Genomic DNA, 23,488 nt, shown 5'->3' with positions numbered 1-23,488 from the left:
CGACATCAGGGAAACGCAACCTCAGCCGGTGGGCGCGACGGACGGACGGGGCGTGGGAGGGAACCGGACGCGGCCGGCCGGGGACTGACGGTGCGCCGGGCCGGCGCGGCGGTCCGGGGCCCGCCTAGACGGCCATGCCGTACACGATCGTGAACAGCGTGCCCAGCGAGCCGATGATGAAGACGCCGGTCAGGCCCGCGACGATCAGGCCCTTGCCCTGTTCGGCGCTGAACGTGTCGCGCAGGGCCGTCGCGCCGATGCGCTGCTTGGCAGCACCCCAGATCGCGATCGCCAGACAGAGCAGGATGGCTACGGCCATCACCACCTCGACCATCACGCGAGCCTCGTTGCCCAGGCTGCCGAACGGCCCCCAGTTCGGGGCGATACCGCCGATGATCGTGTTGATGTCGCCTTTTGCGGCCGCGAGATGCATGTAAGTCACCGCCCCTAGTGGGTAGTTCCGTACCTCTGCCACGGTCGCAGAGGCCAGGGTCATTGTCGCTGACAATGACGCTGTCGTATGTCGACTTGGCGTCATTGATTGGCGGGTTTCGTACGTGTCCCTTGCTTCCGTCCCGTGCGGGACCCGCATGGGGAGCGTGGGACGGCGTCCGAAGGGGCGTATGGGCACCGTGTGTATCACGGCGGGTCACGTCGGGCAATGAGCTCCAAGCGGAACCCTTTGTGCGGTTCCGTCGTTGACCCACTCTGTGCCGCGACGACCGGGTCGGCCTGCGGCGACGCCCGCCGATCCGGCCCGCCGCGGACGAGCGTCACCCATACGAGCGGAAGGCTATCCCCGGGCCGCGGCGCGGGCTGCGGCGGGTGGGCGTGCCGAACGGGCCGCGGCTGGTTGCGGCGGCCCGTCCCCGGTGCCGTGCCGTCGCCCGGGGTTCCCTGGCGCCGCCGAAGGTGTACCAGCCGGCCGTGATGCCGTAGGAGTCGTGGCCCGGATGCTGACGGGTGGTGGACCACTGCGGGCGGGGGACGAGCCGCGGCCGGCTGCCGCGACTCGTCCCCCGGAGGATGCCGTCCGTAAGTCCCCACTTACTTGCCGACGGCCTCCGTCATGCGTCCGGGGACGGCGTCAGCCGGTGAAGGCGCTGGTGCCCTCCGGAGTGCCCCAGCCGGTCGGGCCGTCGTAGCCGGACCCGGCGGTGCAGAAGTAGCTCGTGGCGCAGGTGCCGTTGCTGCCGCTGGTCACGTCGTTGAGGGCGGACGTGCCGGCCGCGTTGTACGGGAACCGCGCCGGGTAGGAGCCGCTGGACGGGGTGCCGGCGAGGGCGTACACCCCGGCGATGATCGGGGCCGAGGCGCTCGTGCCGCCGTACGTCACCCAGCCGGTGCCGCCGCCGTACGTGTCGTAGACCGAGACGCCGGTCGCCGGGTCGGCGACGGCCGAAACGTCGGCGATCATGCGCTTGGAGCAGCCGGAGTCGGTCTGCCAGGACGGCTTGGCGTCGTACGAGGAGCAGCCGGAACCGGTGCCCTCGGTGCTGCTCGTGTTCCACACGGTCTCGCTCCAGCCGCGGCTGTCGGAGGAGGTGGAGAGCGCGGTGCCGCCGACGGAGGTGACGTACCGGGAGGCGGCCGGGTACTCCGCGCCGTAGCCGCTGTCACCCGCGCTGACGGTGATCGCGACGCCCGGGTGCTTGAAGTACGAGGAGTCGTACGTGGTGTCCGAGGAGGACTCCGAGCCGCCGTAGCTGTTGGAGACGAACTTGGCGCCGAGCTTGACGGCCTCGTTCACCGCGGTGCCCAGGTTGGCCATCGAGGCCGACTTCGCCTCGACGAGCAGGATGTTGCAGTTGGGGCAGATCGCGCTGGCCATGTCCAGGTCGAGGGAGATCTCACCGGCCCAGCCGCTGTCGGCGGTGGGCAGGGAGGTCGTGGAGCCGGTCTGGCTGACCTTGGAGAAGCAGCCGTTGGCGGTGGTGCAGTCCGGCAGGCCGTAGTACGAGCGGTAGGCCGCCAGGTCGGCCTCGGCGTTGGGGTCGTCGTACGCGTCGACGATCGCGATGGTCTCGCCGGAGCCGTTGGCGGAGGCGGCGTCGGTCAGGCCGTAGGCGGACTGGAGGTCGCTCGGGCCGTAGCCGGTGGGGGAGGCGGCTGCGGCCTTCGGGGAGACGGCCTTGGGCGTGCTGCCCATCCTCTTCGCCTGCTGCTTCTGGAAGGCCGTGATGCCGCCCGTGACGCGCAGGGCGTGGCAGGCCATCTCGCCCTTCCTCTTGGGCACCGCGCAGGAGCGGGTCCAGGTCACCTTCGTGGAGGCGGACGTGGCGGTCGTCTTCGCGGCGGCCGTCGAGGCCGCGTTCGCGTGGGCCGCGGTGCCGAGACCGGCGAGGACGAGGGCTGCGGTGGCGACGGCGGCCGAGCCGAGGCGGCGCCACCTGCCGCGTATGGCCGGTCGGTTGGGGGGTGTCGTACGCAAGGTGCGTTCTCCTGAGTCGGATTGACAGGGGGAGGTGTGCGGGTGCGTCGCCGGTACGGAGTCCCGGCGACGAGGCGGCGGCCCGCGATGACAGTGACTTGTTGCGTACGCGACAAACAAGAGGGCGTGGGAATTCTGACTTCCGCCTTACCGAACCGAGGCGGCCGCCTTACCGATCAATGGCCGGGGGATGGTGCGCGCCTGGCGGCGCCTTGACGAGGCTCACAGGGAATTCATGGGTTGGGCCGGTCTACGCGCATCGCGTGGGGGCCTGTCCGGGCGGGAGTCCCTGGCAGTTGCTTCATTGGTGGCTTATATAAGCGATGGCTGATAGCTTGCCCTCATGCACGTGTTCGATGTGCTCGCAGACCCCGTGCGCCGCAGGATCCTCGAACTGCTGGCGGACGGGGAGATGACGTCCGGGGCGGTCTGCGAGGTCGTCACCGCCGAGTTCGGCATATCGCAGCCGGGCGTCTCCCAGCACCTGAAGGTCCTGCGCGAGAACGGCTTCGCGACGGTACGCCCGGAGGGAACGCGGCGGCTGTACGCGGTGAACTCGGAGCCGCTGCGGGACGTCGACGAGTGGATGGGCCGTTTCCGGCGGTTCTGGGCCCCACGGCTGGACGCGCTGGAGACGGAGCTGGCGCGCGGAAGGCGACGGCGTCGCCTGGAAGGAGAGACCGATGGCTGACGGCATGGATGTGACCCACGAGATCAATTCCGTACGGCGACAGGTGGGCCGGCGGGTCTTCAGAGCGGGCGAGGTGCGGGTGGTGACGGTCTCACGGACGTACGACTCACCGCTCGACGACCTCTGGGACGCCTGCACCAACCCCGAGCGCATCCCGCGCTGGTTCCTGCCGGTCACCGGTGAGCTGCGCGAGGGCGGCCGTTTCCAGCTCCAGGGCAACGCGAGTGGCACGATCGAACGGTGCGACCCGCCGAAGGGGTTCTTCGCGACCTGGGAGTACGGCGGTGAGGTGAGCTGGATCCAGCTGCGGCTGACGCCGGTGGCGGACGACCGCACGCGATTCGAACTGGAGCACATCGCTCATGTGGACGATGAGCGCTGGGCGGAGTTCGGTCCGGGCGCGGTGGGCGTGGGGTGGGACCTGGGTGTCCTGGGCCTGTCCCGCCATCTGGCGTCCGGCGAGTCCGTGGACCGGGCGGAGAGCATGGCCTGGCTGACGTCCGAGGAGGGCCGCCGCTTCGTCACGTCGAGCAGTGAGGCCTGGGGCGCGGCGAACGTGGCGGCGGGTGAGCCGGAGGAGGCGGCCCGGGCCGCGGCCGAGCGGACGACGACGGCGTACACGGGCGGATAGGCGCGCCGCCGAAGCCGCCCTGTGAACGTGAGCGGGTTACGCCTCGTACGTACGTGCGTGCGCCGACTCGGACGAGGGTATCCGTCCTCAGAACGCCGGTTGCGTCCGAAGGATGGAGGGGAGCTGTGAGCCAATTGCGCGCAGTGAGCTGCGGCAATGGAACCTCATAGGGGAATTTCAGATTGGTCACAGAGACTTTCTCACCTTCCTGGGTCACAGTAAGAGGCGATGAACCGCATCACACGCCCCCCTGGCAACCGCCGGCACGCGTTCTTCGGTGCCATCGTGCTGCTGGCCGTCACGACCTCGTCCGTGGCGGCCGCCGACGGTGCTCCCGGGCCGCTGGGTGTGACCAACCCGGCGGTCTCCACGTCGGCCAGCTCGCGGATCGGCGCGCTCTTCAGCTCCAGCGGGGCCCTCGAGGGCGGCCACTTCTGCACCGCCTCCGTGGTGCACAGCAAGCAGGGCAACCTGATCGTGACCGCCGCGCACTGCATCGGCAGCGGCACGTTGTGGTTCGCCCCGGGCTACCGGGACGGCAGGGCGCCGTTCGGGGTGTGGAAGCTCTCCAGGACGTACGTCGGTGACGCCTGGAGCGGTGACCAGGACGAGGACAGCGATGTCGCCTTCGCCGCGGTGGAGCCCATCGGGAAGGTGCAGGTCGAGGACGTCGTCGGGGGCAACAAGTTCGTCACGGGCCGGGAGACCGGCGCCACCGCCGTCACCGTCACGGGCTATCCGAGCTCCCAGGAGAACCCGATAAGCTGCATCAACCGGCCGACCGCCCACAGCCGTACCCAACAGCGCATCGACTGCCCCGGCTTCACCAGCGGCACGAGCGGCAGCCCCTGGGTGAACGGCTACGGCGAGGTCGTGGGCATCCTCGGCGGCCACGAACAGGGCGGTTCCACCGCCGACGTCTCCTACAGCGTCGCCCTCGGGACCGAGGCCGCGAACCTGTACAGGAGCGCCACGGGCGAGTAGCCGCGGCGGCGGCAGGGCCTCTCGGGGCAGCTGTCGGCCTTGGCTTTTCGGGCCCGGCCGTCCGGGCTCCTTCCTGCGCAGGTCCGCGCTCTTGCCCCGACCCCTACACTGACCCTCGGCGGACTCCCGTGCGGCGAGGGGCGGTTGACGGTGCGTAAGGCGTGGATCTGGGCGACCGTTGCCGTCGGCGCCGCGCTGAGCTTCGTGATGGTCCTCGTGGTCGGTGTCTACCTGGCCGCCGGGAACCTTGCCAACGGAGTCGGGCAGGGTGCCGTCGGACTCGCCAAGAACGCCGTGCCCGCCGTATACGCGTCGATCGTGCAGAAGTGGGGCAACCTGTGCGGCGCGATCAACCCCGCGCTGCTCGCCGCCCAGCTCTACCAGGAGAGCGGCTTCAACCCGAACGCCACGAGCCCCGCGAAGGCCGAAGGGATCGCGCAGTTCATCCCCGGCACCTGGGCCGTCCAGGGCATCGACGGCAACGGCGACGGGGTCGCGAACGTCTGGGACCCGCGCGACGCGATCCCGTCGGCCGCCTCGTACGACTGCAAGCTCGCCTCGTACGTGAAGAACGCCCCCGGGAACCCGACGGAGAACATGCTCGCCGCGTACAACGCGGGGGCGTACGCGGTCATCAAGTACGGGGGCGTGCCGCCGTACACGGAGACCCAGAACTACGTCAGGACCATCACGACCCTGGCGAAGAGCTTCGCCGCGCCCGTGCAGCGGCTCGACCCGTCGAAGCAGGCGGCAGGCGCCATCTACTACGCGCAGAAGAAGCTCGGCACCCCCTACCTGTGGGGCGGCGACGGCACCGCCGACCAGGGTGGGCGCTTCGACTGTTCGGGGCTGACCAAGGCCGCGTACGAGAGCGTGGGCGTCACGCTGCCGCGCGTCGCCAACGACCAGTACAACGCCGGCGCGCACCCCAAGCGGTCCGAACTCCTCCCGGGCGACCTGGTGTTCTTCTCGCACGACCCGACCAATTCCCGCGCCATCCATCACGTCGGGATCTACGTCGGCGGCGGCTACATGATCGACGCGCCCAGGACGGGGGCCGTGATCCGTTTCGACCCGATCGACACCTCCGACTACTTCGGGGCAACGCGGGTCACCGAAGATGGCGCGAAAGCACTGCCCACGACGGTGTGAACCGGGGTGTGAACGGCAGGCGTGTGGATACGCGCTGGCCGGAACTCTCTGTTACGCCCACCCCCTGAGCTGCGAAGACGAGTCTCTCTTCGATAACGTCTGCGTGATCATTCGGTGGAATGTGGAACGTAGACGAGAGGACTGTGCGTTCCTTCTGCCGTAGAGCGTTGACATACGGCAGCAGGCTGGACGTCGTGGAGCGGATCTACGGACCACGGGGGTGGTGGAGCGGCGCGCGCACGGGCGCGTCCGCGGGACGGAACAGAGGACGAAGGGGCCGCGCACCATGGCTGGACTCGCCGAATCCGGGTCGAACCCCGACGTCGATCTGCTCTACGACATCAATGGCCTGGCCAAGGAAGCGCCGCACTGGTTCGACCGCGTCATGGAGTTCGTCGGCGAGTACGGACTGCTGCTCGCCATGGTCCTGTTCGTCCTGTGGTGCTGGTGGAGCGTGCGCCGACGGGGCGGCGACGACGCGGCGTCCTCCGTGGCGGCACTCGTCTGGGCGCCGTTGGCCGCCGGCCTCGCGGTGCTGGTGAACGTGCCGATCCGGGGTTTCGTGGGGCGCCCCCGGCCGTTCGTCGACCACCAGGGACTCGATGTCCTCGTCACCGGCAAGACCGACTACTCCTTCGTCAGCGACCACGCCACGCTCACGATGGCGATGGCGGTCGGACTGTTCGTCGCCAACCGGAAGTTCGGCTTCATCGGCCTCGGGCTGGCGCTCCTCGAAGGGTTCTGCCGGGTGTACATGGGCGTGCACTACCCGACGGACGTCATCGGCGGCTTCGCCCTCGGCACGGCCGTCGCCCTGCTGCTCTCCCCGCTCGCCATGGCCCTGCTCACCCCGCTCACCAAGGCGGTCGAGCGCTCGCCGCGCGCCGGATGGCTGATCCGGGCGCGCGGGGCAGGGGCCCCGGAGACCGTCATCCCCGGCCCACGGACGGAACCGGCGGCGGAGGAGCGTGACCTGGCGGCGTAGCGCGGCGGCTCTCCGGCACACAGGCCGGCACACAGGCCGCGCGCGGGAGCGGGCGCGGCCCGTTGCCGCGGGGCGGGGCCTTGGGGCGTGGTTCCTACAGTGACTGCGGGAACGTGAAGAAGCCGTTCGGGTCGTACTGGTGCTTCAGCTGGGTCAGCCGGGCCGCCGCGTCGCCGTAGTACGCCTTCTTCCAGTTCGTCAGCGTCGGGTCCGTGTAGTTCTGGTACGCGGCCCCGGACGCGTAGCCCCGCATGGACGCGTGTGCGGACGTCAGCCAGGTCTGGGCCGTGGTGCCGGAGGTGCCCGCCCGCCAGCTCGCGATGTACTGCGCCAGCATGCGGGAGCGGCGGTGCACGAACGCCGTCGCCGTCGGCGAGACACGGTTGACCGCGCCGCCGAGCGCGGTGAACGCGACGCTGCCCGCGCCGCCCCGGACCTGGGAGATCTGCTTCAGGATCGTCTGGATGCCGGCCGTCGGGAGCGAGCGGTCGAAGAAGTCCGAGCGGGCCGCGTACGTCTCGCGGCCGAGGGCGCCCCCCGGGGAGCGGCCCGGCGTCGACCCCGGCAGATGGCACTGGGCGGCGGAGGAGAAGGACGAGCAGCCCGCGTACACCTCCATCGCGGCCTCGTACGACCGCCGCTTGAGCGAGACGCTCCGGGCCGGGGAGCCGATCGTCGCGGTCAGGCGGTCGATCGCGTTCTGGAGCTCGCCGTACGTGCCGAGCGAGAACGCGGCGATGGAGACGGTCGGCGTGCCGCCGCTCTCCAGGTGGCAGGAGGACCAGATCTCGTCGGGCTGGTTCGGACCCCACTCCTGCCAGGCCTTGAGCACGGCGGCGGACTTGGACCAGGGCCACGTCAGATAGGCCGAGACCGCCTGCGGGGCCGGGTGAGTCCTGAAGCGCAGCTCCGTGACGACGCCGAAGTTGCCGTTGCCCGCGCCGCGCAGGGCCCAGAACAGGTCCTTGTTCTCGGTGGCGTTCGCGACGAGTTGCTTGCCGTCGGCGGTGACCAGGGTCGCCTGGGTGAGGCTGTCGCAGGTCAGTCCGTACGCCCGGGAGACCACACCGTGGCCGCCGCCGAGGGTGAGGCCCGAGACGCCGACCGTGGGGCAGGAACCGGCGGGTATCGTCACGCCCTTCGCGGTCAACGCGCGGTACACGTCGATCAGTTTGGAACCGGCGCCGACCACGGCCTCGCCCGCGCTCGCCCGTGTCGTGCTCAGCCGCCCCACATCGATGATCAGACGGCCGTCGCCGGAGGACCAACCGGCGTAGGAGTGGCCGCCGTTGCGTATGGCGACCTTGATGTTGTGGGCGCGTGCGTACGACATCACGGTGCGGATGTCGGCGGCGTGCGCGACGTAGGCGACGGCCGCGGGCTTCAGTGAGTCGAAGCGGGTGTTGTAGAGCTGGTGGGCGGTGGACCACGCGTGGTCGCCCGGGCGGACCAGGGTGCCCGCCAGATCCCTGGACAGGGCCGTCCAGTCGGCGGCGCGGGAGCCGGTGGCGGCCGTACGTGCGGACGTGCCGGTGGCGGCCTTACGAGCGGACGTGCCGGCGGCGGCCGATGCGCTGCTCGCGCTGCCGCTGCACGCGGTGGTGGCCGCCGTCGCGAGCGCGGCGGTGGCTCCGCCGATGAACGTACGCCGTTGCATGTGCGCCTCCCTTGGATTCCCTGGAACGAGACGGAGCCTCGTGCCTGGGGGTTCCGCAGGGAAGTGCCACAGAATCGCTACAGCGTGCGGAAGGCGTGCGTGCGGCCGGGCGGCCGTCAGCGTCAACCGGCCGAGTGCCCCGCCGCGTCCGACCTCGCCAGGCTGCGGGCCCTGCGCGCCGGCCCCCGCCAGCCGCAACTGCACCGGGCCACACAGAAACGGCCCTGTTCGACCGTCGTCGTGCGGTGCTCCTTCGGACCGGTACCAGTGTCCTGCTGCTCCACTCCGACAACGTTACCCAAGGCAAGTGTGTTGCCATGCCGCGCGCGTGACGGGTGCCCCTACCCGTCGTTAACCGAACGACAGGAGGGACACCGGGACGGACCGGCTTGGGGGTAGGCAGCGATGGTGGTGCGGCGGCACGGTCGAGTCGGTGCGGCGGTCGTCACGACGGTGGGACTGCTGGTCTGCGGCACCTCGGTCACGGGATGCGCGGGCGGCGGGGCCGCGGCCGAGGAGGCGCGCTCCGGCACCGATGCCGTCGAGGTGCTCCACCGGGCGGCCGCGGCGCTGGTGCACGCGGGCAGCTCCAAGGCCCGTACGTCGATGGAGATGGCCACCGGCGGCACCCGGGTCACCATCCGCGGCGAGGGCGTCTACGACTACCGCGACCGGCTCGGCCGGCTGCAGGTGACGCTGCCGAAGGACCCGGCGGGCACCGAGGAGCACCGCCCCATCACGGAACTGCTCGCTCCGGGCGCCCTGTTCATGAAGAACCGGGGCGCGGGGGTGCCCGCCGACAAGTGGGTACGGGTCGACACCGCCACGCTCTCCGACGGCAACCTCGTCACCGGCGGTGTCACGGATCCCTGGGCGGCGGCCGAGTTGCTGCGCGGGGTGCGGAGCGCGACGTACGTGGGGAGGACCGAGATCGCGGGGACGTCCGTGCGGCACTATCGGGGGGTCGCCGACCTCGGGCTCGCGGCGAGGAGCGCGTCGGCCGCGAACAGGGAGCCGCTGCAGGCGGCGGCGAAAGGGTTCGCCACGGCCGAAGTCCCGTTCGACGCCTATATCGACGACCAGGGGCGCATCCGGAAGGTCCGTCACCGGTTCAGTTTCGTCAACGGTCGGCAGAAGACCGCGGTCGCGGTGGCCTCGACGACCTTGTTGTACGACTTCGGGGTGCCCGTCGACGTGCGGCTGCCGGAGGCCGGGGACATCTTCGTCGGGAGGATCGCGGAGCAGTGAGGCGGGAGGGCCGGAGGGCGGGCCGGGAGTGGCGCGGCTGAGGGGCTGGAAATGGTCCGTCCGTGCCATGCGCGGTGTGTCGGCCGCTCCCTACTCTAGGAAGCCGGTGACGGCAGAAAGAGGTGATGCACGTGGCTCCGGTCGGCGGTATGGCGGTTCAGGACCACGTGGCCCTCGCCGAGATCGAGCTGTGCGGCGACCTGATTATCGCGGCCTCGGCCGCACACGAGGACCGGCTCAGTCTTGAGAGCATCGACGAGGTGCTGAAGGTAGCCGAGGAACGGGACGCCTCCGGCGGGTGAGCCGAGACCGGCCGCGGGGTGACGCATGCCTCAGCCGTCTCGTCCGCTGAGGCGGCGGACCGCTGGGCCGCGCCCCCTGCCTGGGTGAGGTGGCGGACCGCTGGGCCGCGCCGCCTGCCTGGGTGAGGTGGCGGACCGCTGGGCCGCGCCGCCTGCCTGGGTGAGGTGGCGGACCGCTGGGCCGCGCCCCCTGCCTGGGTGAGGTGGCGGACCGCTGGGCCGCGCCGCCTGCCTGGGTGAGGTGGCGGACCTCTGAGCCCGCCCCGCCTCCCGGGGAGGTGGCGGATGCGTCGGCGTTTCCGTCCGGTGAGGTGGCCGGCCCCTCCGTTCCGCTTGTCTGGGCGAGGTGCTTGTCTGGGCGAGGTGGCGGATGCGGTGGCGGATGCTTGGGGACCTTGCCGGCCGGTGAGGTGGCGGATGCTCCGGACGGTGCCGGCCGGTGAGGTGGCGGATGCTCCGCATGGTGCCGGCCGGTGAGGTGGCAGACCTCTCGTCCCCGCTCCGCCCTTCCGGTCAGGTGGGACAGGTGGGAGAGGCGCCGACCCGTCCGTCCGGCTCGGGGCGCCCGGGGGTCACGTACGCAGGAGGCGGCCGATCGCCTTGGTCGCCTCCTCCACCTTCGCGTCGATCTCCGTTCCGCCCTTGAGCGCGGCGTCCGCGACGCAGTGGCGCAGATGCTCCTCCAGGAGCTGGAGCGCGAAGGACTGCAGGGCCTTCGTCGAGGCGGAGACCTGCGTGAGTATGTCGATGCAGTACACGTCCTCGTCGACCATGCGCTGCAGCCCGCGGATCTGGCCCTCGATGCGGCGCAGCCGCTTGAGGTGCTCGTCCTTCTGCTTGTGGTAGCCGTGGATGCCACGGTCGTGGTCGGTCACCACGGTCCCGCCGTCCTCGGAGGGCGCCGCCGCGCCGGCCTCGGTGGTCGTCATGGCGTCCTCCTGTTGACAGCCGCTGCGGGATATGGATCTGGACAGAGGGTGTGCGTGTGCGCATCGTGAGCATCACGATACGGACATATACCCCCGGTGGGTATATGATAACGAACTTTGCCGGGTATATGGCCCTTGGCCCGTGCCTCGGCCACCCCCGTACCGCCCCCGTGCCGACCACTCTGTTCGATGGGCGACACTGGAGGACGGCCCCTTAGCTGTGGCTGGATGATGCGCCTAGCATCAGCCTGACTGACACCGAAGCATCCTGAGGACCCCACGTGCGCTTTCGTCTGACCCCCAGGGAGACGAGCTTCTATGACATGTTCGCCGCTTCCGCGGACAACATCGTCACGGGCTCGAAACTCCTGATGGAACTGCTCGGGGCGGACGCCTCCGCCCGGGCCGAGATCGCAGAGCGTATGCGGGCCGCGGAACACGCCGGTGACGACGCCACGCATGCGATCTTCCACCAGCTGAACTCCTCGTTCATCACACCGTTCGACCGTGAGGACATCTACTCCCTCGCGTCCTCCCTCGACGACATCATGGACTTCATGGAGGAGGCCGTCGACCTGGTCGTCCTCTACAACGTCGAGGAACTGCCGAAGGGCGTGGAGCAGCAGATCGAGGTGCTGGCACGGGCGGCGGAGCTGACGGCGGAGGCCATGCCGAACCTCCGCACGATGGAGAACCTCACCGAGTACTGGATCGAGGTGAACCGTCTGGAGAACCAGGCGGACCAGATCCACCGGAAGCTGCTCGCCCATCTCTTCAACGGCAAGTACGACGCGATCGAGGTCCTGAAGCTCAAGCAGATCGTGGACGTGCTGGAGGAGGCGGCGGACGCCTTCGAGCACGTGGCCAACACCGTGGAGACCATCGCGGTCAAGGAGTCCTGAGGCGTCCATGGACACCTTTGCTCTGATCCTGACCATCCTGGTCGCGCTCCTCTTCACCTATACGAACGGCTTCCACGACTCGGCGAACGCGATCGCGACGTCGGTGTCGACGCGCGCCCTGACGCCGCGGGCGGCGCTGGCGATGGCGGCGGTGATGAACCTCGCCGGTGCGTTCCTCGGCAGCGGCGTGGCCAAGACGGTCAGTGAAGGCCTGATCCGGACGCCCGAGGGCGGCAAGGGGATGGGCATCCTCTTCGCGGCGCTGGTGGGCGCGATCAGCTGGAACCTGATCACCTGGTACTTCGGCCTGCCGTCCTCGTCGTCGCACGCGCTGTTCGGCGGCATGGTGGGCGCGGCGCTGGCGGGCGGTACGACGGTGTACTGGTCCGGGGTGCTCGACAAGATCGTCATCCCCATGTTCCTGTCGCCGGTGGTCGGCCTGATCGTCGGCTATGTGGTGATGATGGCGATCATGTGGATGTTCCGCCGGGCCAATCCGCACAAAGCCAAGCGGGGCTTCCGTATAGCGCAGACGGTGTCGGCGGCCGGGATGGCGCTCGGGCACGGTCTGCAGGACGCGCAGAAGACGATGGGCGTCGTGGTGATGGCGCTGGTCATCGCGGACGTCGAGAAGTACGGGGATCCGATCCCGGTGTGGGTGAAGATCGTCTGCGCGGTGATGCTGTCGCTGGGGACGTACGCGGGTGGCTGGCGCATCATGCGCACGCTGGGCCGCGAGATCATCGAGCTGGACCCGCCGCAGGGGTTCGCGGCGGAGACCACGGGCGCCTCGATCATGTTCGCGACGGCGTTCCTGTTCAAGGCTCCGATCTCGACGACGCACGTCATAACGTCGGCGATCATGGGCGTGGGCGCGACGAAGCGGGTGAACGCCGTGCGGTGGGGTGTCGCGAAGAACATCGTGCTGGGCTGGTTCATCACGATGCCGGCCGCGGGGATCGTGGCGGCGTGCGGCTTCTGGGTGATCAACCTGGCGTTCCTGTAACCGACGGCGGGGGCCGCCCGAGGGAAGGTCTCTTCCGGGCCCGCCCCGCTCCGCTCTCGTCCCTCCGGGCTTCGCTTGCGGTCGGCGCTGGAACTACGCCTGGGCCCGCCACCACGGTGCCGCCCTGGTCCCGGCCGAGGCCTTGTCTCCCTCGCCTCCCGCCTTCCGGCCCCCGGGGGTCTCCCTCCATTCCGGGGCTTCGTCCGTATCTCGATCTCGCTGGGACTGCGTCCTTCCGCCGGGTTCCCTCGCCGACCCCGCCCGGCCCGGCCTCGGGCCTCGCCCGGAGACTCCGCCCGTCCCGCTGTGGGGAAGGCGCCTGCGGCCACGTCGCGAGCCTCCACCCTGACCTCGCCGGGAACTCCGTCTTCCGGCCATCCCTCCGGGCACTGCCTGGGGTCTTCCGCCGGCGCGCGCTTTCGGCTCCTGCCGCGACACTCCGTCCCGGTCCTGCCCGGGCTGGTCCATCTCCCAGGTCCTGCGTGACTGGTCGCCGGTCCCGCTGGACTGTTCCCGTGGCCCCGTCTCCTGGCCCCGCGGGTGGGCGGTGGACAGGACGGTCCTGGGCCTTCCTAGGGGGCTACAGGATCCCGCCGTGACCGGACCCCTCGGATCCGCCGTGACTGGTCGCCGGTCCCGCTGGGACTGCTCCCCTGGCCCGCCTCCCGGCCCCGCGGGTGGGCGGTGGACAGGACGGGGCCTGGGGCCGTCCTGGGAGCTCCAGGATCCCGCCGCGACGGTTCCCCCCCCCGGCCCGCCTCCCGCCCCCGCGGAGAAGGGGTTCCGGCCTCGTTCCGGGCCCGTACTCCGTCGCCGGGCCCGTCCCGGGGCTTCGCCCTGGTCTCGGCGCGGATGGCGTTCTCGCGTCCTCCGGAATCCCAGGGGGGCCTGAACGATCCCGCCCGGGCGACGCCTCGGCCGCGCCCCAGTAGGCCCCCGCCCCCTCCCGCGGGCTTGGGTCATCCCCGCCCGGTGGGTTCCTGCCGTCGTCGTGGGCGGTGGGCCTCTCCCGTGGTTCCGGCGGTTCGAGATGCGGGTGGCGGCAGTGTGACAAGACTGGATCCATGACTACCAAGGCACTCCTCGAAGGCGGGCCGGACGATCTGGCGGGCAAGACCGTGCCGATCGTTCCGCCAGGACAAGAGCTCAAGATTCCTCATCGCGGCGGATACGAGCACTACAAGGTCACACCGCGCCACGAGGACCGCGAGGAGGGACGGATGATCGTCTTCCAGTGGTGGGAACGGACAGAGGTCGCCGAGTAACGCGCCCGCGGACGCGAACGGGCCCGCCCCCGGGAGCCAGGGGCGGGCCCTCTTCGGCCTCGCGGTGGCACCGCCATGCAGCACCGCGAGGGGTCTTCGTGCAGACCGTCGGCTCAGCCGAAGCGGCCCGAGATGTAGTCCTCCGTCGCCTGGACCGAGGGGTTGGAGAAGATCCGCTCCGTGTCGTCGATCTCGATCAGCCGGCCGGGCTGGCCCACGGCCGACAGGTTGAAGAACGCCGTACGGTCCGAGACGCGCGCCGCCTGCTGCATGTTGTGCGTCACGATGACGATCGTGAAGCGCTCCTTCAGCTCGCCGATCAGGTCCTCGATCGCCAGGGTCGAGATCGGGTCCAGGGCCGAGCAGGGCTCGTCCATCAGCAGGACCTTCGGCTCCACCGCGATCGCCCGGGCGATGCACAGACGCTGCTGCTGACCGCCCGACAGACCCGAGCCCGGCTTGTTCAGGCGGTCCTTCACCTCGTTCCAGAGGTTCGCGCCCTTGAGCGACCTCTCGACGACGTCGTTCAGCTCGGACTTCTTGTACTTGCCGTTGAGCCGCAGGCCCGCCGCCACGTTGTCGAAGATCGACATCGTGGGGAAGGGGTTCGGGCGCTGGAAGACCATGCCCACCTCACGGCGGACGGAGACCGGGTCCACACCGGTGCCGTACAGGTCCTCGTCGTCGAGCAGCACCTTGCCCTCGACACGCCCGCCCACGGTCACCTCGTGCATGCGGTTGAGCGTCCGCAGGAACGTCGACTTGCCGCAGCCGGAGGGGCCGATGAACGCCGTCACCGACCGCGGCTCGATGGTCATCGAGATGTCCTCGATCGCCTTGTAGGAGCCGTAGTATGCGGTGAGTCCGCTTACGTCGATTCGCTTGGCCATGACTACTTCACTTCCATAATCAGTCGCTGTGGCCGCGTCAGCGACCGGTCTTCGGGGCCTTCCAGCGGGCGATGCCGCGGGCCGCCAGGTTGAGGATCATCACGAAGCCGATGAGGGCGAGCGCGGCCGCCCATGCCCGGTCGTAGGCCGCGCCGGAGCCGGCGCTGTTCGCGTACTGCTGGTAGATGTACAGCGGCAGCGAGGCCTGCGGGTCCTGGAACGGGTTGCTGTTGATGAAGTTCGTGCCCCACACCAGCAGCAGGACGGGAGCGGTCTCACCGGTGATGCGCGCGATCGCGAGCATCACGCCCGTGGTGATGCCGCCGATCGAGGTCGGCAGGACCACCTTGAGGATGGTGCGCCACTTCGGGACGCCCAGCGCGAGGGAGGCCTCACGCAGCTCGTTCGGCACGAGCTTGAGCATCTCCTCCGTGGAACGGACCACCACGGGCATCATCAGGATTGCCAGGGCGAGCGAGCCGGCGAAGCCGGAGTAGCCCATCTTGAGGATGAGGATCCAGAAGCTGAGGACGAACAGACCCGCGACGATCGACGGAACGCCCGTCATGACGTCGACGAAGAAGGTGACGGCCCTGGCGAGCTTGCCGCGGCCGTACTCGACCAGGTAGACGGCGGTGAGCACACCCACCGGCACGGCGATCACGGTGGCGATGCCCACCTGCTCGAGGGTGCCGAGGATGGCGTGGTAGATGCCGCCGCCGGGCTCGGTGTCGGCGACCACGCCCATCGAGTGGGTGAGGAAGTAGACGTCGAAGACCTTCACACCGCGCTTGAGGGTCTCCCAGATGAGGGAGGCCAGCGGGATGACCGCGGCGATGAAGCAGACCCAGACGAGGCTGGTCGCGACCCGGTCCTTGGCCTGCCGGCGTCCCTCGACGCGCGCCGAGATGACGTACGTGCCCAGCACGAAGAGGACCGCGGCGATCAGGCCCCACTGGATGGTGCTGTCGAGGCCCGCGCCCAGGCCGATGCCCGCGCCGACGGCGATCGAGCCCGCGGCGATGGCCCAGGGCGACCACTTGGGCAGGCTGGCGCCGCGCAGGGTGCTCTGACGCTTGGCGGTGACGGCTGCGTGGCTCATGCGTTGGCCCCCGAGTACTCCTTGCGGCGGGCGATGATGATGCGGGCCGCGCCGTTGACCAGCAGGGTGATGACGAAGAGGATCAGACCGGAGGCGATGAGGGCGTCGCGGCCCTGGTCGGTGGCCTCACCGAACTTGCTGGCGATGTTCTGGGCGAAGGTACCGCCGCCCGGGTCGAGCAGGCTGGCCTGGATGTCGAAGGTGGGGGAGAGGACCGTGGCGACGGCCATCGTCTCGCCGAGGGCACGGCCGAGGCCGAGCATCGAGGCGGAGATCACGCCGGAGCGGCCGAAGGGCAGCACGGCCATGCGGATGACCTCCCAGCGCGTGGCGCCGAGGGCCAGGGCCGCCTCCTCGTGCATCTGCGGGACCTGGCGGAAGACCTCACGGCTCACGTTGGTGATGATCGGCAGGATCATGATCGCGAGCAGGACGCCGACGGTCAGCAGCGAACGGGGGGCGCCGCCCTGCCAGGAGAGGATGCCGGTCCAGCCGAAGTAGTCGTTCAGCCAGCCGAACAGGCCCTGCATGTGCGGTACGAGGACGAGGGCGCCCCACAGGCCGTACACGATGGACGGCACGGCGGCCAGCAGGTCGATCACGTACGCGATGGGGCCGCCCAGCTTGCGCGGGGCGTAGTGCGTGAGGAACAGCGCGATGCCCACCGCGACCGGGACCGCGATGGCCATGGCGATGATCGAGGAGACGACCGTGCCGAAGGCGAGGACCGCGATACCGAAGACCGGCGGGATGAGGTTGGTGTTCCACTCGAAGGTGGTCAGGAAGTTGCCGTGGTCCTGGCTGATCGCGAGGGACGCACGGTAGGTGAGGAAGACCGCGATCGCGGCCATGATCACCAGGAGGAAGATGCCGGACCCGCGCGAGAGACCGAGGAAGATCCGGTCTCCGGGACGGGTGGCGCCGCGGCTCGCGCGCTTCTGCTGGGCCACGGAAGGCTGGGGGGTGGGGGGAGGCGCTTCAGTGTTCTGTGTCGTTATGTCCATCAGGATCTCCGGTCTGCGGAGCCGTAGCGGGTTGCGGCTCCAGGCGGCGGTGCACCGGACGGTGCGGCCCGCTCCGAGTGGGAGCGGGCCGCACTTCAGGTCAGCTCAGGCCCGAGATGGTCTGGCGGACCTTGGCGATGATCTCGGCGGGGATCGGCGCGTACTTGGCGGCGGTCAGCTGGTTCTGGCCGTCCTCCGACGCGGTGTAGCCGAGGAAGGACTTCACGGCCGGCAGCGTGTCGGACTTGTTGCCCTTGTCGCAGACGATCTCGTAGGTGACCAGGGTGAGCGGGTAGGCGCCCTCCGCGGTCGGCTTGTAGTTCAGCTTCAGGGCCAGGTCCTTGCCGGTGCCGGCGACCTGGGCGGTGGAGATGGCCTTGGTGGCGTTCTCGACGGTGGCCTTGACGGGCGCGGAGGCGCTGGTCTTCAGGTCGACCGTGTTGATGCCGTCGGCCGCGTAGGACAGCTCGAAGTAGGAGATCGCGCCCGCGGTCTGCTTCACCTGCTGGGCGAGACCGGCGGAGCCCTGCGCGGACTGGCCGCCCTTGGCCTGCCAGGCCTTGCCACCGGTGTAGGGCCAGTCGGTCTTGGCGGCGGCGATCAGGTACTTGGTGAAGTTGTCCGTGGTGCCGGACTCGTCCGAACGGTGGTAGGGCTGGATCTTGGTGCTGGGAAGCTTCGCGCTCGGGTTCAGCTTCTTGATCGCGGGGTCGTCCCACGTCTTGATCTGGTCGTTGAAGATCTTGGCGATCGTCGAGGCGTCCAGGACCAGGTTGCTCACGCCCGGCACGTTGTAACCGATCGCGATGGGGCCGCCGACCATCGGGAGGTCGATGGCCTGGCCGCCGCCGGTGCAGACCTTCTTGGACTGGGCGATCTGCTCGGGCTTCAGCGCCGAGTCCGAACCGGCGAACGCGGTCTGGCCACCGAGGAACGCGGTGACACCGGCGCCCGAACCGGTCGGGTTGTAGTTGATCTGGACGCCCGAGCAGGCCTGGGTGTACTGCTTGACCCACGCGTCGACGGCGTTCTTCTGCGCGGAAGAGCCGGACGCCTGCAGCTGTCCCTTGGCGTTGTCACACTTGATGGAGCCGCTGCTCGGCGCGGAGGCGGAGCTGCTGCTGGTGGCGTTGTCACTGCTCTTGGCATCCGAGCCGCACGCCGTCAGGGCCAGGGCGCTGGAGACGGCGACAGCACCGAGGGAAAGGGCGCGAAGCCGGTTCGTGCGCTGAAGCTTCACTTTCGGGAGTTCCTTCCAGGAGCCGCCGTCGCTGGCGGCGTGCGAAGTGTGGTCAGCCCGTGCGGGCCGCTGTGACTTTTGAAGTGCGGCAGCACGCCGTCATGCGCGCTTCGCACCGTGTAAGGCCGAAATTAGGCAGAACAGGTGAAGCTGCCGATGGCCAAGAATGAACGGAAGGTGAACCCCTGCAGTCGGTGTGGTTAGGTCACGGAACGCTTACGTCTCGGACACGAGGGCATTCCATTGGGTCGGGTCGAGGCAAGGGCCCCTGGCCTGCGGATTTCGGTCGGCCAGGAGCTTGTGGCAGGGCACGCAGTTCTCTGCGCCCCTTGCGAGGCGCGTGCGCCCCCGCGCAGTTGCTGCGCGCCCCCGTCTGGGGGCCCGCGCGCCCCTGTCTGGGGGCTCAGGTCAGCTTGAGTGCGTTCAGGAAGGCGTCGACGAGGTCCCGGTCGCGGGGCTGCGTCAGACGGTTGCGGGCCGCTGCCGGGTGGAGCCACAGGAGGCGGTCGACCTCGCGGTTCGGGGTGAACGAGCCGCCCGTCGCCTCGGCCGCCCAGTAGTGGACCTGCTTGGGACGGCCGTTCGCCTCGTAGTGGGCGGTGGGTAGGGGCGCGCCGGGTGTGGCGACGTACCCCGTCTCCTCCCCCACCTCCCGCAGCGCGCCCGTGAGCGGATCCTCGTCGAGCTTGAGCTTGCCCTTCGGGTGGGACCAGTCGTCGTACTTCGGCCGGTGGACCAGACAGATCTCCAGTTCACCGTCTATGGGGGAGCGGCGCCACAGGACACAGCCAGCCGCGCGAATGGTCTCGTCGTTCATCGGGTGCTCCGGCTCCTCTCTCGTGCCTGCGTCGCGCCGGGACGCGCCGGGACGCGCCGTGCCGTCGTACAGGTGCCTGCGCAGTGCCCACCGACGTCTCGACGACGTCTACGGGCCTGCGCGGGGCCCGCCGATGCCCATGGGCCCACGGAGTGCCCTCCGGTCTCCACGGCCGGCGCACCGCCCTCCGGTCTCCACGGCCTGCGCACCGCCCACCGATGCCTACTGCCCACCGATGCCTACGGAGTGCCCACCGTCTGCCGCTGCCAGGCCTGCTGGAAGGCGAAGCGCGCCGCCTCCACCTCATGGCGCTGGTCGGCGTGCAGCACGCCCAAGGCGTACGCCGTCGCCGGGGCGATGCGCGGGGTGCGCGCCGCGGCGGCCGCGGCGGCGGCCGCCTCCGAGGCGTCCCGGTGCCGGTTCAGGGCCTGGCCGGCCGCCAGCAGCCGTACGTCGACGGCCGCCTTCTCCCCGTGCTCGCCGTACTCGCCGTACAGCACCTCCCGGGCGTAGCGGTGCAGCCGCAGCAGCAGCCGGACCTGGTGCCAGGGGCCGTCCTGCGGATGCGGTGCCGGGTCGGGGGAGAGGCCGTGGATCAGGGCCTCCGCGTTGTACGGGTGGCCCGCGACGATCAGCGGCAGCGCGGCCACCGCGTCGCACAGCCGTTCCTCGGCCGCCGCCGCCAGCGGTCGCAGGTCGGCGGTGGCCGCGGCGGGGGTGAGCGGAACCTCGCTGGCGAGGACGGCGACGCTGTCCGCCACCGCGTGGAAGCGGCTCGACCCGAGGGCCTGCAGGGCGGCGGAGTGGGCGCGGGTCCGGGCCAGGGTCAGCTGGCGCTCCAGCAGGGCCCCCGCCTTCGCCGCGCCGACGGTCAGGTTGCCGCGTTCCGGTGCGGCGGGCTGGGTGCGCGGCCCGGTGCCGACGGGTTCCGCCGCGCCCACCGGCTGCGCGGGGAAGACCGAGGAGCCCGACAGCCGGTGCAGCGCCAGGAGCAGCCGTTCCAGCCGCGCCGCGTACGCGTGCTCGCGTGCCAGCGTGCCCGACAGCCAGGCCAGCTCGGGACGCATCGCCTCCGACCAGTCGGCGTCGAGCAGCGGACGGAAGGTGTGGAGCGTGCCGCTGATGCGGCGGGCCGAGCGGCGCAGGGCGAGCGCCGCGTCGCCGGAGTCCTCCGTGCCGTTCCCCGCGGCACCGGTCTCCCGGTGCTGGCGCAGCGAACGCAGGAACTCCGTGGCCTGGGCCCTCAGGTAGCCCGCGAGGGCGTCCCCGGACACGGGCCCGGCCGCAGGCCTGGCCGTGGGGTCGGTCGGGGGATCAAGGTGTTGCTGTGCCACGCCGGCGCCTCCGGGCGTCTATGAGCATCTCCTGGATGTTCCGCAGGGGCTGGCCGTCCGCGTCGGTAGCGTGCCGGGTCCACTCGCCGTCCGGGCCCAGGTGCCAGGAGGCCGTGGTGTCGGACATACCCGTCTCCAGCAGCCGGTTGAGGGCCGCCCGGTGTGCCGGGTCGGTGACCCTGACGAGTGCTTCGATACGGCGGTCGAGGTTGCGGTGCATCATGTCCGCGCTGCCGATCCACACCTCGGCCTCGCCGCCGTTGCCGAAGGCGAAGACTCGGGAGTGTTCGAGGAAGCGGCCGAGGATGGACCGTACGCGTATGTTCTCGGACAGGCCGGGGACGCCGGGGCGCACCGCGCAGATGCCGCGCACCCACACGTCGACCGGGACGCCGGCCTGGGACGCGCGGTAGAGCGCGTCGATGACCGCCTCGTCCACCATCGAGTTGACCTTGATGCGCACATACGCGGGCCGGCCGGCCCGGTGGTGCTGGATCTCCTTGTTGATCCGCGATATCAGACCGTCGCGCAGGGACTTGGGGGCGACGAGCAGCCTGCGGTAGGTCTCGCGGCGCGAGTAGCCCGACAGCCTGTTGAAGAGGTCGGACAAGTCCGCGCCGACCTGCGGATCGGCGGTCAGCAGCCCCAGGTCTTCGTACAGACGAGCGGTCTTCGGGTGGTAGTTGCCCGTGCCGACGTGGCTGTAGCGGCGGAGCGTTTCGCCTTCCTGCCGTACGACGAGCGACAGCTTGCAGTGGGTCTTCAGCCCGACGAGCCCGTACACGACATGGCAGCCCGCCTCCTCCAGCTTGCGGGCCCACTTGATGTTGGCCTGCTCGTCGAACCGGGCCTTGATCTCGACCAGTACGAGGACCTGCTTGCCGGACTCGGCCGCGTCGATGAGCGCGTCCACGATCGGCGAGGTCTCGGAGGTCCGGTACAGCGTCTGCTTGATCGCGAGGACGTCCGGATCGGCGGCCGCCTGCTCCAGGAACGCCTGCACGGAGGTGGAGAAGCTGTCGTACGGGTGGTGCAGCAGGACGTCCCGTTCCCGCAGCGCCGCGAAGATGTCGGGCGCGGATGCGGACTCGACCTCCGCGAGGTCGCGGTGGGTGCCCGCCACGAACTTCGGGTACTTCAGCTCGGGCCGGTCGAGGTTCGCGATGCCGAAGAGACCGGTGAGGTCCAGGGGACCCGGCAGCGGGTACACCTCGGCCTCGGAGATCTTCAGCTCGCGCACGAGGAGGTCCAGGACGTACCGGTCGATGGACTCCTCGACCTCAAGACGCACGGGCGGCCCGAAGCGACGCCGCATGAGCTCCTTCTCCAGGGCCTGGAGCAGGTTCTCGGCGTCGTCCTCCTCGACCTCGAGATCCTCGTTGCGCGTTATCCGGAAGGTGTGGTGCTCCAGGACCTCCATGCCCGGGAACAGCTCCTCCAGGTGCGCGGCGATGACGTCCTCGATGGGCACGTACCGCTGCGGGGAGGCCTCCAGGAAGCGGGCCAGCAACGGCGGGACCTTGACGCGCGCGAAGTGGCGATGGCCGGAGACCGGGTTGCGCACGACGACCGCGAGATTGAGCGAGAGCCCCGAGATGTACGGGAAGGGGTGCGCGGGGTCGACGGCCAGCGGGGTGAGGACCGGGAAGATCTGGTGGCGGAAGAGCGTGAAGAGGCGCGCCTGCTCCTTGTCGGTCAGCTCGTTCCAGCGGACCACGTGGATGCCCTCGTCGGCGAGCGCGGGGGCGACGTCCTCTTGGAAGCAGGCGGCGTGCCGGGCCATGAGCTCGCGGGACCGGGCCCAGATCATCTCCAGCACCTCGCGCGGCTGGAGACCGGACGCCGAGCGGGTGGCGACGCCGGTGGCGATGCGGCGCTTCAGACCCGCCACCCGGACCATGAAGAACTCGTCCAGGTTGCTGGCGAAGATCGCAAGGAACTTGGCCCGCTCCAGGAGGGGCGTGCTGGGGTCCTCGGCCAGTTCGAGCACGCGCTCGTTGAACTGGAGCCAGCTGCGCTCCCGGTCGAGGAAGCGGCCCTGGGGGAGCTCGGCACCGAACGCTTCCTCGGCCTCCTCGTACACGTCGAGGTCGGCGTCGAGGTCCGGTGCCAGATCGGAGACCGCCCCGGACACGGTGTGCGGGCGGTGCGCGGCGATGGAGCCCACGGAGGGCTGCTGGTTCTGCGTGTTCGCGCGACCCGAAGCCTCCCCATCACGGGAGGTGGTGGGGGACGGCTGGGCCGGTGCCTGGGCGTTCTGCTGGCTCATGAACCCATTCTTCCGCGCCGACCGGGTGACAGGCGCGTCATGGAGTCCGGGCGGCGTCGCGGCGAAGCGATGCCCGTGTTCCGTACCGGCCCCGTTCTCCGGGGGCGGCGTCGGCTCTGGCACGGCGGCGTTCATTGGCAGAGCGTCGCAAGTTCGTCTGAATCAATGGTTACGGCGACATGACGTGCGGGATAGCGCGGGGAGGCTCGCTGACGTCTACAGGCGACACTACGGCGTACGAGAGGGCTGCAAGGGGCGGGTGTGTCGTCCGAGTCGACCGACCGCACGGCAACCGCCACCGGACGGCCGACCCCGGCCGCGGCTCGGCGGACCGCTCGGAGGCCGCATCGAGCCGCACTGCGACGACCGAGGGCGGGGGCGGCCGGCTTTCGGTTGTCGGGTGCGGTTGGTCGGGCGCGGTTGGTCGGGCGCGGGTGCGGGTTCAGCCGCCGGAGGGGCCACTCTCCCCCCGCCGTCGCACCGAAGCGCGCCGCGGTCGGCGCCGCGACCCGCTCCGGCGGATACGGCGACCCGATGCGGCCGTCGGGCGGTGAATGGCCGTGGTCGTCGCGCCCTGGTCCCCGTCGGCTGCCATGCGACGCCCCGCTTCGGCCGGCGCGTCGTCGCCCGCTCCGCTCTCGTACGGCGA

At 70.3% G+C, this 23,488-nt stretch carries 21 protein-coding genes; 10 read left to right on the top strand and 11 right to left on the bottom strand.

All coding sequences use genetic code 11. The features are described from left to right. Window positions 1-124: 124 nt before the first annotated feature. On the bottom strand, window positions 125-433 hold the full coding sequence (locus tag ASC56_RS08500; RefSeq protein WP_055490611.1) for a hypothetical protein: 309 nt from the start codon (window positions 431-433) through the stop codon (window positions 125-127). Between the two features lie 654 nt (window positions 434-1,087). Beyond that, window positions 1,088-2,431, bottom strand: a complete 1,344-nt coding sequence (locus ASC56_RS08495) for a S53 family peptidase (protein WP_055490610.1) — start codon at window positions 2,429-2,431, stop codon at window positions 1,088-1,090. A 343-nt stretch (window positions 2,432-2,774) separates the two neighbouring features. Between ASC56_RS08495 and ASC56_RS08490 the strand changes: the two genes are divergently transcribed. From ASC56_RS08490 to ASC56_RS08470, 5 genes are all read left to right on the top strand, one after another. Beyond that, window positions 2,775-3,122 (top strand): helix-turn-helix transcriptional regulator, encoded by a 348-nt coding sequence (locus ASC56_RS08490; protein WP_055490609.1) that lies wholly within the window; start codon window positions 2,775-2,777, stop codon window positions 3,120-3,122. Beyond that, window positions 3,115-3,753 carry an SRPBCC family protein gene (locus tag ASC56_RS08485; protein WP_234376875.1) on the top strand — a complete coding sequence of 213 codons (639 nt, stop codon included), beginning with the start codon at window positions 3,115-3,117 and terminating at the stop codon, window positions 3,751-3,753. The genes ASC56_RS08490 and ASC56_RS08485 overlap by 8 nt, the downstream gene beginning before the upstream one ends. A 228-nt stretch (window positions 3,754-3,981) precedes the next feature. Beyond that, the gene (locus ASC56_RS08480; RefSeq protein WP_055490608.1) at window positions 3,982-4,737 is read left to right on the top strand and encodes a serine protease; all 756 of its coding nucleotides are present in this window, start codon (window positions 3,982-3,984) and stop codon (window positions 4,735-4,737) included. Window positions 4,738-4,881: 144 nt separating this feature from the next. After that, window positions 4,882-5,889, top strand: coding sequence for a bifunctional lytic transglycosylase/C40 family peptidase (locus ASC56_RS08475; protein ID WP_234376874.1), 1,008 nt, complete (start codon window positions 4,882-4,884; stop codon window positions 5,887-5,889). 286 nt (window positions 5,890-6,175) lie between these two features. Further along, complete coding sequence (locus tag ASC56_RS08470; protein WP_055490607.1) at window positions 6,176-6,874, top strand: phosphatase PAP2 family protein; 699 nt, start codon at window positions 6,176-6,178, stop codon at window positions 6,872-6,874. A 94-nt stretch (window positions 6,875-6,968) separates the two neighbouring features. On the opposite strand, the gene ASC56_RS08465 is transcribed toward ASC56_RS08470, so the two are convergent. Further along, window positions 6,969-8,531: an FAD-binding oxidoreductase gene (locus ASC56_RS08465; RefSeq protein WP_055490606.1), complete on the bottom strand. Its 1,563-nt coding sequence runs from the start codon at window positions 8,529-8,531 to the stop codon at window positions 6,969-6,971. Window positions 8,532-8,936: 405 nt separating this feature from the next. On the opposite strand from ASC56_RS08465, the gene ASC56_RS08460 reads away from it, so the two are divergent. Beyond that, window positions 8,937-9,779, top strand: coding sequence for a hypothetical protein (locus tag ASC56_RS08460; protein ID WP_055490605.1), 843 nt, complete (start codon window positions 8,937-8,939; stop codon window positions 9,777-9,779). A gap of 149 nt (window positions 9,780-9,928) precedes the next feature. Continuing rightward, window positions 9,929-10,081, top strand: a complete 153-nt coding sequence (locus ASC56_RS41115; protein ID WP_199835947.1) for a hypothetical protein — start codon at window positions 9,929-9,931, stop codon at window positions 10,079-10,081. Between the two features lie 572 nt (window positions 10,082-10,653). On the opposite strand, the gene ASC56_RS08455 is transcribed toward ASC56_RS41115, so the two are convergent. Continuing rightward, window positions 10,654-11,010 (bottom strand): metal-sensitive transcriptional regulator, encoded by a 357-nt coding sequence (locus ASC56_RS08455; protein WP_055490604.1) that lies wholly within the window; start codon window positions 11,008-11,010, stop codon window positions 10,654-10,656. A gap of 281 nt (window positions 11,011-11,291) precedes the next feature. Between ASC56_RS08455 and ASC56_RS08450 the strand changes: the two genes are divergently transcribed. From ASC56_RS08450 to ASC56_RS08440, 3 genes are all read left to right on the top strand, one after another. After that, on the top strand, window positions 11,292-11,912 hold the full coding sequence (locus tag ASC56_RS08450) for a DUF47 domain-containing protein (RefSeq protein ID WP_055490603.1): 621 nt from the start codon (window positions 11,292-11,294) through the stop codon (window positions 11,910-11,912). Window positions 11,913-11,919: 7 nt separating this feature from the next. Then, window positions 11,920-12,918 (top strand): inorganic phosphate transporter, encoded by a 999-nt coding sequence (locus ASC56_RS08445; protein ID WP_055490602.1) that lies wholly within the window; start codon window positions 11,920-11,922, stop codon window positions 12,916-12,918. Between the two features lie 1,064 nt (window positions 12,919-13,982). After that, window positions 13,983-14,183 carry a DUF5988 family protein gene (locus tag ASC56_RS08440; RefSeq protein ID WP_055490601.1) on the top strand — a complete coding sequence of 67 codons (201 nt, stop codon included), beginning with the start codon at window positions 13,983-13,985 and terminating at the stop codon, window positions 14,181-14,183. Window positions 14,184-14,296: 113 nt separating this feature from the next. Here the strand turns inward: ASC56_RS08440 and pstB are convergent, their stop codons facing one another. From pstB to ASC56_RS08405, 7 genes are all read right to left on the bottom strand, one after another. After that, window positions 14,297-15,073, bottom strand: coding sequence for a phosphate ABC transporter ATP-binding protein PstB (gene pstB / locus ASC56_RS08435; protein WP_055490600.1), 777 nt, complete (start codon window positions 15,071-15,073; stop codon window positions 14,297-14,299). A 37-nt stretch (window positions 15,074-15,110) separates the two neighbouring features. After that, window positions 15,111-16,175, bottom strand: a complete 1,065-nt coding sequence (gene pstA, locus ASC56_RS08430) for a phosphate ABC transporter permease PstA (RefSeq protein WP_055490599.1) — start codon at window positions 16,173-16,175, stop codon at window positions 15,111-15,113. Then, window positions 16,172-17,179: a phosphate ABC transporter permease subunit PstC gene (gene pstC, locus ASC56_RS08425; protein WP_055490598.1), complete on the bottom strand. Its 1,008-nt coding sequence runs from the start codon at window positions 17,177-17,179 to the stop codon at window positions 16,172-16,174. Before pstC ends, pstA begins: the two co-directional genes overlap by 4 nt. Window positions 17,180-17,279: 100 nt before the next feature. Further along, window positions 17,280-18,419: a phosphate ABC transporter substrate-binding protein PstS gene (gene pstS / locus ASC56_RS08420; protein WP_055490597.1), complete on the bottom strand. Its 1,140-nt coding sequence runs from the start codon at window positions 18,417-18,419 to the stop codon at window positions 17,280-17,282. 403 nt (window positions 18,420-18,822) lie between these two features. Continuing rightward, a complete protein-coding gene (locus ASC56_RS08415; RefSeq protein WP_055490596.1) occupies window positions 18,823-19,236 on the bottom strand; it encodes an NUDIX hydrolase in 414 nt (137 codons plus the stop codon). 239 nt (window positions 19,237-19,475) lie between these two features. Beyond that, window positions 19,476-20,570, bottom strand: a complete 1,095-nt coding sequence (locus ASC56_RS08410; protein WP_055490595.1) for a CHAD domain-containing protein — start codon at window positions 20,568-20,570, stop codon at window positions 19,476-19,478. Beyond that, the gene (locus tag ASC56_RS08405) at window positions 20,551-22,962 is read right to left on the bottom strand and encodes an RNA degradosome polyphosphate kinase (RefSeq protein WP_055490662.1); all 2,412 of its coding nucleotides are present in this window, start codon (window positions 22,960-22,962) and stop codon (window positions 20,551-20,553) included. Before ASC56_RS08405 ends, ASC56_RS08410 begins: the two co-directional genes overlap by 20 nt. Window positions 22,963-23,488 lie beyond the last annotated feature (526 nt).

Origin of the sequence: Streptomyces sp. TP-A0356 (genome assembly GCF_001417775.1) — a bacterium.
Taxonomy (GTDB): Bacteria; Actinomycetota; Actinomycetes; order Streptomycetales; family Streptomycetaceae; genus Streptomyces.
This window is presented reverse-complemented; position numbering and strand designations above follow the sequence as displayed.